Below are 12057 nucleotides of genomic sequence, written 5' to 3'. Positions count from 1 at the left end.
GCTTCTTTTGTGCTCCTGTCTGCGGCCGCCGCGGCCTGGTGGGGGGTGGGGGCGGCCCGGCGCCCCCCCCCCCCCCCCCACGCCCGCGGTGCTCCGCGACGGCACGTCAGCCGGGCCAGCTCCCGGTCAGGCCGCGCACGCCGGTGGCTCCCGCGCGGTCCACGGCCGCCTTCACCACCGAGAAGATCGCGCCCTGGAGCGCTGCGGCGAGCAGCACCTCGCGCCACGACCGGTCCTCGTCCGTGGCGTCCGGAGCGTCCTCGTCGTGACCGAGCACCTTCCACGTCTGTTTGAACAGCGCCCCGGCGGCCAGGCCGCCGAGGAGGCCGAGAGCCAGCCCCACCGGCTTGTAAGCGACCTTCGACACCTTCACCCCGCTCACCCCTTCATCCGGCGGCAGGCCATCCACACCACGACGGCGGCACCCGCCACCGTCAGCAGCACCTTGCGGTTGTCCTGGGCGAGCCGCGCCCCCTGTACGGTCCTGTCCCGGACGGGCTCGGGCAGCCGCTCCTGGGTCTGGTGGGCCACGTCGACGGCCTTCGCCCTCAGCTCCCCGGCCTTCGCGGCCGCCTGCTCCTTCAGCTGACCGCCCTTCACAGCAGCCTGCTCCTTGACCTCGGCGCCCTTCTGCCGCGCCCGGGCCTTGACATCGGTCTTCGCCGCCAGGGCCTGGACCGTCTCCCCGAGTTCGGCGCGGGTCTGCTCGACCTGTTCCCGCAGTTCCTGGGGGTCGGCGGCGGTGGGTTCGTCGTGCGGAGGCTGGGTCATCGGTGCGCACTCTCCTTGATCACGGCCACGTCGGCCTTCACGTTCTCGACGGTCTGTTCGGGCCTGGGCGGTGCGGCCCGCCCGACCTGCTTCCTTCCGCTTATGGCCAGCACGGCGGCGATCACACCGAGGACCGCCGTGACGAGCAGCCCCGCCGCCCACACCGGCAGCGCCACCGACAGCGCGGCGATCACCGTGGCCACCAGTGCCTGGAGCGTCAGGAAGCCCACGACACCGGCGCCGCCGAACAGGCCGCCCCCCTTGCCGTAGCGCTTGCCCTTCTCCTTCATCTCGGCCTGTGCCAGCCTCAGTTCACCGCGCACCAGCTCCGTCAGCTGCTGCGAGGCCCGCTGCACCAGTTCGCTCACCGGCTCGTTCACCGGCTCCTGGCCGAAGCGGTCCGTGCTCCGGCCCGTTGCCGCATGGTGCGGCTGCGTGCCCGACACGGCGCTCACCTCCCGTCCCTGTCCGTTGCTGCCCGCCCGGCAGGCACGCCCGGCGGTCCGACGAACGCGCGAGTACCCCGAACGAGCGGGTTCAGGACAGGATCAGGCCTCGTCCAGCCTGCGGACGTCCTCCTCGTCCCACGTCCGGGTCGAGCGCGGCTCGGTGTACGGCTCAGCCTCCGGCGGCAGGCCGCCCGCGACGGCCCGCTGACGCGCGGTCTCGGCATCGAACTCCAGCCCCAGCAGCACGGCCAGGTTGGTGAGCCACAGCCACACGAGGAACACGACGACGCCCGCCATGGTGCCGTAGGTCTTGTTGTAGGAGGCGAAACCGGCGACGTAGAACGCGAAACCCCCGGAGGCGATCAGCCAGAGCAGCAGAGCGACGAAACTGCCCGGCGTGATCCACCGGAAGCCCTTGACCTTCGCGTTGGGGCTGGCCCAGTACAGCACCGCGATCATCACGGTCACCAGGAGGACGAGGACCGGCCACTTGGCGATCGACCACACCGCCAGCGCGCCGTCCCCGATGCCGAGGGCGGTGCCGGCCTGACGGGCGATCCCGCCGGTGAAGACCACGATCAGACCGCTGGCCACCGCCATCACCATGAGGACGAAGGTGAGCAGCACGCGCAGGGGGAGGATCTTCCACAGCGGACGGCCCTCCGGCATGTCGTAGACCGTGTTCGCGGCGCGGATGAACGCCGCGACATAGCCGGAGGCCGACCAGAGCGCCAGGACCAGGCCGACGACCGCCATGACCGACCCGGCACCGGCCTTGCCCTGCAACTGCTCCACGGCACGGGTGATGATGTCCCGGGCCGGGCCCGGCGCCAGCTGCCGCACGTTGTCGAGCACCGCGTTGGTGGTCGACCGGCCGGCGATGCCCAGCAGGGAGACCAGCACCAGCAGGGCGGGGAACAGCGACAGCACCCCGTAGTACGTCAGGGCCGCCGCGCGATCGGTCAGCTCGTCGTCCTTGAACTCGCGCAGGGCCCCTTTGAGCACGGCGCCCCAGGCACGCTTCGGGAGTTTCGCCGGCGTCTCCGGCGCGCGCCGCTCGACATCGGGTCCGGGCCCCGCCTCCTCGGGCGTCGGTATCCCGCGTCCCCGGTCCTCGCCGCTGTCCGGGTGTGCCTTGCGCCATGGAACATGAAGCCTCTGCATAGGCCCCGGGTAACCCCTCCGTGCCCCGGCTACGCGGCCGAGCGGTACCGGATTCGGCGCGCGGAGGCATGGAACGCGCTCGCGGAAGCACCCAGGAAGGCATGGAGTGTGAGATCTACCAGAAACGCACGGGCGCCTGCGAGCGGATCGACTGCGACGCGGCGGACGCGGGATGCGCGGCGACGACGGACCGCCTGGCCGCGCTGGCGCCGGACGAGTTCGCCTGGATCCGGGTGACCGACCCCTCCCAGGAGGAACTCGAACGGCTCGGCAAGCACCTGAACCTGCATCCACTCGCCGTCGAGGACGCGATCCAGGCCCACCAGCGCCCGAAGCAGGAGCGCTACGGCGACATCCTCGCGGTCGCCGTGAAGACGCTGTGGTTCGTCGAGCGGACCGCCGACGTGGAGACCGGCGAAGTGATGATCTTCCTCGGCCCGTCCTTCGCACTGACCGTCCGCCACGGTGCGAGCGACCCCGCCGCCGACGCGGCCCGCCGGCTCGCCGAGCAGCCGGACATGGCAGGGCTCGGGCCGGCCGGCGTCCTGCACGCGGTGGTGGACGTCGTCGTCGACGCCTACGCGGAGGCGGCCGCCCAGGTGCGGTCGGACCTGACCGAGCTGGAACGGTGCGTGTTCTCACCGGTCCGCCAGGACCTCACCGAGCGGATCTACTCGCTGAAACGCGAGGTCGTGGAGTTCCGAGACGCGGTCCAGCCCCTGGTCCCGGTCGTGCAGTCGCTGACCGTGGCCGGGGACGAACGGCCGCGGGAGCTCGTGCCGTACTTCCGCGACGTCGCCGACCACCTCACCCGCACCGGCACCGAAGTGAGCGCGCTCGACGACCTGCTGACCTCGGTCCTCGACGCACACCTCGCGACGGTGGGCACCTGGCAGAACGACGACATGCGGCGGATCAGCGCCTGGGCGGCCATCTTCGCCGTCCCCACCCTGATCGCCGGGATCTACGGCATGAACTTCGCCCACATGCCCGAGCTGGACTGGCGCTACGGCTACCCGTGCGCGCTGGCCGTGATGGCCCTCGGCGCGGGCTGGCTGTACCGGTCCTTCCGCCGCAACGGCTGGCTGTGAAGGCGGGGTGTCGTCCGTCCCTATGGCGAAACCCGGAACTGCGACAGCGCCGAGGCCAGACCAGACAGGGGAGCCACGTGTCCCGGACACCCGACGCCGAGTACCGGCGCATCCACGAGGAAGTCACCGACCGCGCCGAGGACTTGTGGCGGATCGCGACCACGCTGCACGCCGACCCGGAACTCGCCTTCGCCGAACATCGCGCCGCCGCACTGCTGAGCGGTGAACTGCACCGCGCGGGGTTCCGGGTACAGCAGGGCACAGCGGGCCTGCCCACGGCGTTCGTGGCCCGGGCGGGGGAGCGCCGCCCGGCGGTGGCCCTGCTGCTGGAGTACGACGCCCTGCCCGGCTTGGGCCACGCCTGCGGCCACAACCTGATCGCCGCCGCCGGCCTGGGCGCCGCGCTCGCCGCCCGCGCCGCGCTGCCGGACGAAGAGGGCTCGGTGCTGGCGGTGGGCACCCCGGCCGAGGAAGGCGGCGGCGGGAAGGCCCTGGAGGCCGAGGCCGGCGTGTTCGACGACGTCGATGCCGCCCTGATGTTCCACCCGGGGGTGTACGACTGGGTCCGCGCCCCCCTCACGGCCCAGGAGCAGTACCGCGTCGGCTTCCACGGGCGGGCCGCCCACCCCACGGGCAACCCCACGGAGGGCGTCGACGCCCTGGCGGCGCTCGTCGAGTTCTTCAACGTGCTGTCCGCTCTCGGCCGCCGGCTGCCGCAGGCCTCCCACATCCAGGGCATCGTCACGCAGGGCGGCACGGCCACCAACCTCGTCCCCGCCTATGCGGAGGGCCTGTTCGGTCTCCGCGCGGCGACCACCACGGAGCTGGACGCCCTTGCCGGGCAACTGGGCACCTGCGCCACGGGCGTGGCCCGGGCCACCGGCACGACCGTCACCGTCGAACGGGCCACGGTCCGCTACGAGCACTTCCGCGACAGCCGGCCGCTCTCCGACCGCTTCGCGGCCCACCTGGAGCGGTCGGGGATCCGTCTGACCCCGCCCGAGACCGGCGTGTACCTGGGTTCGTCCGACATCGGCAACGTCAGCGGGCGGGTTCCGGCCATCCACCCCTTCGTGGCGATCATGGACGGGGGCGGCTCCGACCACACGCCCGAGTTCGCCGCCGCGGCGGCCTCCGCGCGGGCCCGGGAGGTCCTCCTCGCCGTCGCGGAGGCGCTGGCCCGCACGGCCGTGGACGTGATCGGCGACACGACGCTGCGGGAGTCGGCGTGGACGGAGCACGGGCGGGCCGGCGCCGGCTCCCGCTGAGGTCCGCGAGGTCCTGCCGGCCGGTTGTCGGCCGGGCCGCAGGGTACCCGGCGGGCCCGCGGTGCGGACGAATCCGTAGGAGGAGACAACATGGACCACTCGCGCGTCCCCGTCCTCGAGGCGCTGGCGGAGTTCCGGCGCAGGGGCGACGTCGTCTTCGGCCCACCCGGCCACAAACAGGGCCGTGGCGTGGACCCACGGGTGGCCGAGATCCTCGGCCTCGACGTGTTCCGGTCCGACGTCCTGTCCCTCAACGGGCTGGACGACCGCCGGCAGTCCCAGGACGTGCTCGGCCAGGCCCAGGACCTGATGGCGGACGCGGTCGGTGCGGAGCAGGCGTTCTTCTCCACCTGCGGCAGCTCGCTGTCGGTGAAGACCGCCATGCTCGCGGTCGCCGGTCCCGGCGAGAAGCTGCTGCTCTCCCGCAACGCCCACAAGTCCGTGATCGCCGGAGTCATCGTCAACGGCGTCGAACCGATCTGGGTCCACCCCAAGTTCGACGCCGAACGCCATCTCGCGCACCCGCCGGAGCCGGACGACGTACGCGACCGGCTGCGCGAACACCCGGACGCCAAGGGGATGCTCCTGATCACCCCGACGGAATGGGGGACGTGCGCCGACATCCGGGGCGTGGCCCGCGTCTGCCACGAGTTCGGTGTCCCGCTGATCGTCGACGAGGCGTGGGGCGCCCATCTGCCGTTCCATCCCGACCTGCCGCCCTGGGGCATGGACGCCGAGGCCGACCTGGTCGTCACCAGCGTCCACAAGATGGGCGGTGCCGTCGAGCAGAGCTCCGTCTTCCACCTCCAGTACGACCGGGTGGCGCCCGAGGTCCTCAAGCAGCGCGAGGACCTGCTCGGCACCACCAGTGCGTCCTCGCTGGTGTACGCCTCCCTCGACGGCTGGCGGCGCCAGATGGCGGAGCAGGGGCACGACCTGCTGGAGGCCGCGCTGCACCGCGCCGGGCGGATCCGGAAGGCGATCGCCGACCTGCCCGGCCTGCGCCCGATGGGACAGGAGATCGTGGCGGAGGGCCACGCGGCGTCCTTCGACCCGCTGAAGCTCGTCGTCGACGTACGGGAACTGGGTGTCAGCGGTATGCAGGCCGCCGAGTGGCTGCGGGCCCACCGGCACGTCGACGTCGGAGGCTCCGACACCTGCCGTATCAGCGCCTCCATCACCCACGCCGACGACGACGAGACGGAGAAGGTCCTGCTGGACGCCCTGCACGCGCTCGTGGACGCGGCCGACACCCTCGAACGCCGTCCGCCGGCGCACCTGCCCGCTCCGGGAGCCCTCGAACTGGAGCAGGCCATGCTGCCGCGCGACGCGTTCTTCGCGCCGGTCGACCATGTTCCCGCGGAACAGGTAGCGGGCCGTATCGCCGCCGAGACGATCAGCCCCTACCCGCCGGGCGTCCCGGCGGTCGCACCCGGCGAGGTGATCACCGAGGAGGTCGTCGACTACCTGCGCACCGGAGTGGAACACGGCGTCCTCATCCCCGACGCCTCCGACCCCTCGCTCCGCATGCTCCGAGTCGTGGCACACCCCTGACTCCCGGCCCCGTCCTCGGCACCCCGCGTCGGGCCCCGGCCTCGGCCTCCGGGACGGTGCCCGACCCCGACTCTCCGAGCCGGCCCGAGGCCCCAGCTCCCCGGGCCGCCTCTGTCCTCACCCGCCCCGGCCGGCTTCGGCGCGCGGGGCCGATCTCTGCCTGGGCTCAGCTCCCGGGCCGGCGTCGGCCTCGCCCCTTCGGGCCGGCCCCCGGCTCGGTTCGGCGGGGCGATCCTCTTCGCGGTTCAGCCGTCCGGGGCGGCCCCGGGCTCAACCCACCGGGGCCGCCCCGGGGTCAGTCCTCGGAGGCCGTTGGTGGGAGGGGCTCCTCGGGGATGACGTGGACCGCTGCCTCCTCGGCGCCCGCCGCGCCGCCGTCCACTCCCTTGTCCTCGGCGACCGCCTCCGCGGTCCTGTCCGGGTGCGCGCCCTCGTCCGGCGCCACCAGCCGCCCGGCGCGGCGGTCGCCCACCTCGGGGTCGCGGGGCTCGCCGTCACCCCCGGGCAGGTCCCCGACACCGTCGCCCTCGGGTGCCGTCACGTCCGGGACCTCCTGGCGCAGCCGCTCGTCGAGCGACTCGCCCTCGTGCTGCTCGGCCGCCGTCGTCCCCTTCCGGGTCACGCCCAGGGGCTTCTCGGGCGGCGAGTAACCCTCGTCGAGGATGTCGTCGTAGGTACGTTCGTCGACCGCGTCCTCGAGGTCCAGCGGGGCCGCGTCCTCCTGCTCCTCGTTGCCCCCGACGGGCTGGTAGACGTCGTCCCCCATGTTCTCGTCGCTCATTTCCGGACCTCCTTCGCTCGCCGGTGATTCCTGACTCCGATGTACCGAGGAGGGACCGCTCCATGCCTCGCTTCGACCACGTTTGTTCCGCGGCGCTCACGGTCACTTGGTCTCCGCAAGCCGCTCCGGTCCTCGCGGGCGGCGGGCACGGCCGAGAGGCCGAGAGACGGAAGGCGCACCGACGTGATCACCCTGGGTGTCGAAGAGGAGTACCTGCTGATCGACGCGGTCACCGGCCGGCCCGCGCCGCAGGGGGACAAGGTGCGTTCGGCGGCGGGACTGAAGCCCTTCGTGGCCGCTCAGGAACTCCATCCGGAGCTGTCGCAGGCCCAGGTGGAAGCGGTCACCCCCGTCTGCGGCACGCTCGACGAGGTCGGCGGCCACCTGCTGCGGCTGCGGCACGCCGTCACCGCGGCGGCGGAGGCACTCGGCTGCCGCGTGCTGGCCAGCGGCACACCCCCGTCGCACACCCGCTCCGTCCCGGTCACTGACTCCCCCCGCTACCGGGCCATGCAGCGGCAGGCTCCGCAACTGGTCGCGGAACAACTCGTCAACGGCATGCACATCCACGCCGCCGTGCCGGACCGCCCCACCGGCGTGCAGGTCCTCGACCGGATCCGGCCCTGGCTGCCGGTACTGACCGCGATGTCCGCCAACTCGCCGCTGTGGGAGGGCGAGGACACCGGCTTCGCCACCTGGCGCACCCTGATCTACGACCGGTGGCCGGTCAGCGGCGTCCCCCCGTACTTCGCCGACGACACCGACTACGACCGGCGGGTGCAACGCCTGCTGGACGCCGGTGTCATCGCCGACACCGGCCAGCTCTACTGGCAGGCCAGACTGTCCGAGCACTATCCCACCCTCGAGATCCGCTGCTTCGACGTCCAGCTGGGCACCGACGAGGCCGTGCTGTTCGCCGGGGTGGTACGGGCTCTCGTGCAGCGCGCGATCTGGGACGGCGCCGAGGACCTGCCCCGGCCGCAGCCGGACCCGGAACTGCTGGAGGCGGCGATGTGGCAGGCCGCCCGGCACGGACTCTCCGGGGACCTGATCGACCCGGAGGGTGTCCGGCGCCGGGCCGGGGACGTGGTCTGCCGTCTGATGCGCCACGTCGGTCCGGCCCTGGAGTACGCGGGAGACGCGCGGGAGGTCAGGGCCCTGGTGCACCGGCTGCTTCAGCTGGGCACCGGCGCGGACCGGCAACGGCAGGCTCTGGCCCGCGGCGGCATCGCCGAGGTCACCGACATGATCACCGGATGAGCACCGGCATGAGCAGCTCGTCCTGAGTCCCACCCCTCCCGCTCTGCGCCGGGCGTGGGGCGCCCCGCTCAGAGCGGGAGGGCGGAGGCGTCGTTCAGGCGGACCGCGCACTCCAGCAGGAGGGCGTGCACGAACGCCTGGGGAAGGTTGCCGCGCAGCTGACGCTGACGGACGTCGTACTCCTCCGCGAACAGCCCGGCCGGACCGCAGGCCGTCCGGGTCCTCTCGAACCAGCGCAGGGCACGGGCACGGTCACCGAGGTGGTCGGTGGCCAGGGCCATGGTGAACCCGCAGAACAGGAAGGCCCCTTCCGCCTCGCCCAACGGGATGTCCTCATGGACGAAGCGGTAGAGGTAACCGTCCTCGTGCAGCCGCTCCTCGACGAACCGCCGGGTGATCGCGTTGCTGGGGTCGTCGGCGGGCGGACAGCCCCGGGCCAGCGGCATGAGAAGGGCGGCTTCCGGGCCGTCGTCGTCCTCGGCCCTGCGCCACCTGCCGTCGGGCCGCAGGCAACGGCGCCGGGTCTCGGCGAGGACCACCTCGGCGGTCCCGGCACAGCGCCGCGCCGTCGGACCGTCCGGCAGCGCCTGGGCCACGCGGCGCAGCCCGCACACGACACTGAGCCGGGACTGGGTCCACCAGTGGTTGTCCAGCTCCCACAGCCCGGCGTCCGGCAGCGTCCAGTTGCGTTCCACGGCGTCCACCGCCACGGTCACGGCCCGTTCGGCCTCCGGCGTGAGCCGGTCGTGGTGGGCGGCCGCCGCGAACAGCTGGAGGGCCTCCCCGAACGCGTCGAGCTGGAACTGCTCGGCCGCCTTGTTGCCGATCCGGTCGGTACCGCCCGGGTAGCCGGGCAGCGCGAGCCGGCGTTCCCGCGGCACCGGTCCGCCGTCGACGGTGTACGCCGGGTGCAGGTCCCGGCCGTCGGCGAGGACGCGTTCCGCGGTGAAGCGCACCGCGGTGTCGAGCAGCTCGTGCGGGCCGTGCGCGGCGACGGCCAGACCCGCGTAGCACTGGTCGCGCACCCAGGCGAACCGGTAGTCGTAGTTGCGTCCGGTGTCGGCGCGTTCGGGCAGCGACGTGGTGGCCGCGGCGACCATGCCGCCGGCGGAACTGGTCAGCCCGCGCAGGACCGCGTAGGCGTGCCGGGCGTCGCGGGGAGCGGCCAGCGCGGAGCAGTCCGGTACCGACCGCCGCCACGCCTTTTCGGTGTCCGCCCAGAGGGACCGGGGGTCGGGCGGGGGGCCCAGCTCCGCGGTGGACAGTTCGAGGACGAGGTCGTGCTGTTCCCCCTCGCGCAACCGGAAACCGTCCCGCAGCGTGGGCCCGGGAATCCACCGGGCCCGCGCCGCGCCCGTGAGCCGCATCCGCAGCCCGCCCGCCCCGGCGGTCCACAGCCCCTCCTCCAGCCGGGGGGCCGACAGGCGGTCCGCGCCGAATCCGGGCCGCGGCGCGAGGGTGACCCGCAGCCGGGCCTCACCCTTCTCCACTCGCATGCGCCGCAGCAGCACCAGACGGTCGGCGGACGCCGGCATCGCCAGAGCGTCCCGGCACTCGATCACCGCGTCGGTGGTCACCCAGCGGTTCACCCAGATCAGGGTGGAGTCCTCGTAATAGCCGCCCCACACGTGCCGGGCGTCCTCCGGCTCGACGCCGAAGAAGCCACCGCCGCCCACGAGGGCGGAGAACACCGCGTCACTGTGCCACCGGGGTGCGCACAGCCACACGATCCGGCCCTGCGGATCCACCACGGCCGCGCGTTCCCCGTCGGCGAGGATCGCGTACTCCCGTAGCACCCAGGGCGGGCAGACGTCGTTCCCGGCAGTTTCCCGATGTTCCGCAGTGTCGTTCATGGGCCCACGGGTTTCCCGGCAGCCGCACCGGAACACCGCCCGTCCGGCGATCCGGGGTGAGGAGTGTGGCGGAGGACGGCCGAGGTACCTGGGGAGGCAAGCAGGGAGGCTCTCATGGCACGTGACCGGATGGGGCTGGCCGAGGTGCTGGCAGCGGCGGAGAACGCGGCGCCGGTGGAGTCGCTGGACGTGGTGGCCCGCAATCTGCGGGACCGCTTCGGCGCCCGCCAGGTGTCGTTTCTGTTCGTGGACATCGTCGGCCGCCAGATGGTGCGCGTCGCCGACCGGACGGCCGGCCCGCACGAGGGGCGCGCCGACCGGATCCCGCTGGCCGGCAGCGTCCACGACCGGGTTCTGCGGACCCAGCAGCCGGTGGCCTGGGACGACGGCGACAACGGGCAGCGGATACTCGCCCCGGTGACCAACCGCGGCGACACCATCGGCATCCTGGAGCTCAGCCTGCCCCGTGCGACCGAGGCGACGGAGGACGAGCTGGACCAGGTCGCGCAGGCCGCCCACGCGCTGGCCTACATCATCGTCACCGACCGGCGCTTCACCGACATGTACCACTGGGGCCGGCGCACCACCCCGCTCAGCCTGGCCTCCGAGATCCAGCTCCAGTTGCTGCCCTCGGCCGCCGCCTGCGAAGCCGCGGAGTTCGCCCTCGCCGCGGCCCTGGTCCCGGCGGACCACATCGCCGGGGACACCTACGACTACGCCCTCGAGTACGACACCCTGCACCTGTCCGTCACCGACGCCATGGGCCACGACGTCGACGCCTCCCTCATCGCGACCCTCCTGGTCAACGCCTCCCGCGGGGCCCGCCGGGCCGGCACGGGGCTGGCCGAGCAGGCCCGCCAGGCGCACCAGGCGCTCCTCGACCACGGGCGCAGCGCCTTCGCCACCGGCCAGCTGCTGCGGATCGACCTCGACGGCGGCGGCGCCCACCTGGTCAACGCCGGCCATCCGCGGCCCCTGTGCCTGCGCGAGGGCGCGGTCAGCGAGGTGCCCCTCGACGTCGATCTGCCGTTCGGAGTGACCGGGCAGGGCGCCTACCAGGTCCAGAGCATCGACCTGCGGCCCCGGGACCGCCTGCTGCTGTACACCGACGGCATGCAGGAGCGCCATGCCGAGAGGATCGACCTGCCGGGTCTGCTGCACGACACGGCCGGCGACCACCCGCGCGAGGTCGTACGGACCCTCACCGCCGCCGTCACCGCCGCCTGCGCCGGCCGCCTCGCGGACGACGCCACCGTCCTGTGCCTGGACTGGCACGGCCCGGACGGTGGCGGCCGCCGGTCGGAAGCCGGCTCCGACGCCGATGTCTGAGCGCGGCCGGTCCCGGCCCGTGGCGTCGGGCCGGGACCGGGACGGATGTCGCCGGGCGTCGTCCGTCAGCCCTGGGACAGCACGCTGCGGGCGGGCGTCCGGGACACCTGGCGGCTGACAATGGTCCGTGCCGGGCCCGCGGCGGGCGCGGCGTCCGCCGTGTCGGCACTGTCCATGGTGCGGTCGAGGTAGTCGTGCGCCACGCGCAGGGCGTCCGTGACCTCCCGGGTCCCGGTGGACACGCAGAGGGTGTAGGCCAGGTCCTGCAGGCGGGTGCCCACCGAGGCGTCGTCGACGAGTGTCTCGGTCACGAGGAGTGCTTCGTACTCCTTGACGAGTCTGCGCAGGGTCGCGGGGTGGGGCATCAGCATGGGACGGTCTCCTCGGATCGGGACGGGTACGGCGGTACGGCTTGCGGACTGCGGTGGACGGGTCACCCGCGCATCGCTTCGGCGCGGACGCGGGCGCAGCTGCGGCTGATGAGGCGGGAGACGTGCATCTGGGAGATGCCGAGCTGGTCGGCGATGCGGCTTTGGG

13 protein-coding genes are annotated in these 12057 nt (G+C 73.2%); 5 read left to right on the top strand and 8 right to left on the bottom strand.

What is annotated here, in order from left to right; translation table 11 throughout:
• Positions 1–106 precede the first annotated feature (106 nt).
• The 4 genes from AB0G52_RS40550 to AB0G52_RS40535 all read right to left on the bottom strand — a co-directional run bounded on the left by AB0G52_RS40550 (position 107) and on the right by AB0G52_RS40535 (position 2384).
• Positions 107–373, bottom strand: a complete 267-nt coding sequence (locus AB0G52_RS40550; protein ID WP_132892649.1) for a DUF4235 domain-containing protein — start codon at positions 371–373, stop codon at positions 107–109.
• Positions 374–378: 5 nt separating this feature from the next.
• A complete protein-coding gene (locus AB0G52_RS40545; protein WP_132892647.1) occupies positions 379–771 on the bottom strand; it encodes a DUF3618 domain-containing protein in 393 nt (130 codons plus the stop codon).
• Positions 768–1139, bottom strand: coding sequence for a phage holin family protein (locus AB0G52_RS40540; RefSeq protein ID WP_361344252.1), 372 nt, complete (start codon positions 1137–1139; stop codon positions 768–770). Before AB0G52_RS40540 ends, AB0G52_RS40545 begins: the two co-directional genes overlap by 4 nt.
• 180 nt (positions 1140–1319) lie before the next feature.
• On the bottom strand, positions 1320–2384 hold the full coding sequence (locus AB0G52_RS40535) for a YihY/virulence factor BrkB family protein (protein WP_361344247.1): 1065 nt from the start codon (positions 2382–2384) through the stop codon (positions 1320–1322).
• A 101-nt stretch (positions 2385–2485) separates the two neighbouring features.
• Between AB0G52_RS40535 and AB0G52_RS40530 the strand changes: the two genes are divergently transcribed.
• The 3 genes from AB0G52_RS40530 to AB0G52_RS40520 all read left to right on the top strand — a co-directional run bounded on the left by AB0G52_RS40530 (position 2486) and on the right by AB0G52_RS40520 (position 6297).
• A complete protein-coding gene (locus AB0G52_RS40530; protein WP_132892643.1) occupies positions 2486–3475 on the top strand; it encodes a magnesium and cobalt transport protein CorA in 990 nt (329 codons plus the stop codon).
• 77 nt (positions 3476–3552) lie between these two features.
• Positions 3553–4743 (top strand): amidohydrolase, encoded by a 1191-nt coding sequence (locus AB0G52_RS40525; RefSeq protein WP_361344244.1) that lies wholly within the window; start codon positions 3553–3555, stop codon positions 4741–4743.
• A 90-nt stretch (positions 4744–4833) separates the two neighbouring features.
• Positions 4834–6297, top strand: a complete 1464-nt coding sequence (locus AB0G52_RS40520) for an ornithine decarboxylase (protein WP_361344241.1) — start codon at positions 4834–4836, stop codon at positions 6295–6297.
• Positions 6298–6592: 295 nt separating this feature from the next.
• On the opposite strand, the gene AB0G52_RS40515 is transcribed toward AB0G52_RS40520, so the two are convergent.
• Positions 6593–7078, bottom strand: a complete 486-nt coding sequence (locus AB0G52_RS40515) for a DUF5709 domain-containing protein (protein WP_132892638.1) — start codon at positions 7076–7078, stop codon at positions 6593–6595.
• A gap of 183 nt (positions 7079–7261) precedes the next feature.
• Between AB0G52_RS40515 and AB0G52_RS40510 the strand changes: the two genes are divergently transcribed.
• Positions 7262–8338, top strand: a complete 1077-nt coding sequence (locus AB0G52_RS40510) for a glutamate--cysteine ligase (protein WP_361344237.1) — start codon at positions 7262–7264, stop codon at positions 8336–8338.
• A gap of 68 nt (positions 8339–8406) precedes the next feature.
• Here AB0G52_RS40510 and AB0G52_RS40505 read toward each other — a convergent pair whose 3' ends face one another.
• Positions 8407–10191, bottom strand: coding sequence for a glycoside hydrolase family 15 protein (locus AB0G52_RS40505; protein WP_361344234.1), 1785 nt, complete (start codon positions 10189–10191; stop codon positions 8407–8409).
• A 114-nt stretch (positions 10192–10305) separates the two neighbouring features.
• Between AB0G52_RS40505 and AB0G52_RS40500 the strand changes: the two genes are divergently transcribed.
• A complete protein-coding gene (locus AB0G52_RS40500; RefSeq protein WP_361344231.1) occupies positions 10306–11520 on the top strand; it encodes a GAF domain-containing SpoIIE family protein phosphatase in 1215 nt (404 codons plus the stop codon).
• A gap of 65 nt (positions 11521–11585) precedes the next feature.
• On the opposite strand, the gene AB0G52_RS40495 is transcribed toward AB0G52_RS40500, so the two are convergent.
• On the bottom strand, positions 11586–11891 hold the full coding sequence (locus tag AB0G52_RS40495) for a DUF5133 domain-containing protein (RefSeq protein ID WP_361344229.1): 306 nt from the start codon (positions 11889–11891) through the stop codon (positions 11586–11588).
• Between the two features lie 62 nt (positions 11892–11953).
• Positions 11954–12057: sigma factor-like helix-turn-helix DNA-binding protein (locus AB0G52_RS40490; RefSeq protein ID WP_358987934.1), on the bottom strand; the 104-nt coding region annotated here is incomplete at its 5' end.

The sequence above is a fragment of the Streptomyces sp. NPDC021562 genome, assembly GCF_040640875.1.
Taxonomy (GTDB): Bacteria; Actinomycetota; Actinomycetes; order Streptomycetales; family Streptomycetaceae; genus Streptomyces.
This window is presented reverse-complemented; position numbering and strand designations above follow the sequence as displayed.

Bases quoted from the DNA above. Each gene is read 5' to 3' on its own strand.
- AB0G52_RS40545 (WP_132892647.1), bottom strand. From the start codon at position 771: ATGACCCAGCCTCCGCACGACGAACCCACCGCCGCCGACCCCCAGGAA.
- AB0G52_RS40535 (WP_361344247.1), bottom strand. From the start codon at position 2,384: ATGCAGAGGCTTCATGTTCCATGGCGCAAGGCACACCCGGACAGCGGC.
- AB0G52_RS40530 (WP_132892643.1), top strand. From the start codon at position 2,486: ATGGAGTGTGAGATCTACCAGAAACGCACGGGCGCCTGCGAGCGGATC.
- AB0G52_RS40520 (WP_361344241.1), top strand. From the start codon at position 4,834: ATGGACCACTCGCGCGTCCCCGTCCTCGAGGCGCTGGCGGAGTTCCGG.
- AB0G52_RS40515 (WP_132892638.1), bottom strand. From the start codon at position 7,078: ATGAGCGACGAGAACATGGGGGACGACGTCTACCAGCCCGTCGGGGGC.
- AB0G52_RS40505 (WP_361344234.1), bottom strand. From the start codon at position 10,191: ATGAACGACACTGCGGAACATCGGGAAACTGCCGGGAACGACGTCTGC.
- AB0G52_RS40500 (WP_361344231.1), top strand. From the start codon at position 10,306: ATGGCACGTGACCGGATGGGGCTGGCCGAGGTGCTGGCAGCGGCGGAG.
- AB0G52_RS40495 (WP_361344229.1), bottom strand. From the start codon at position 11,891: ATGCTGATGCCCCACCCCGCGACCCTGCGCAGACTCGTCAAGGAGTAC.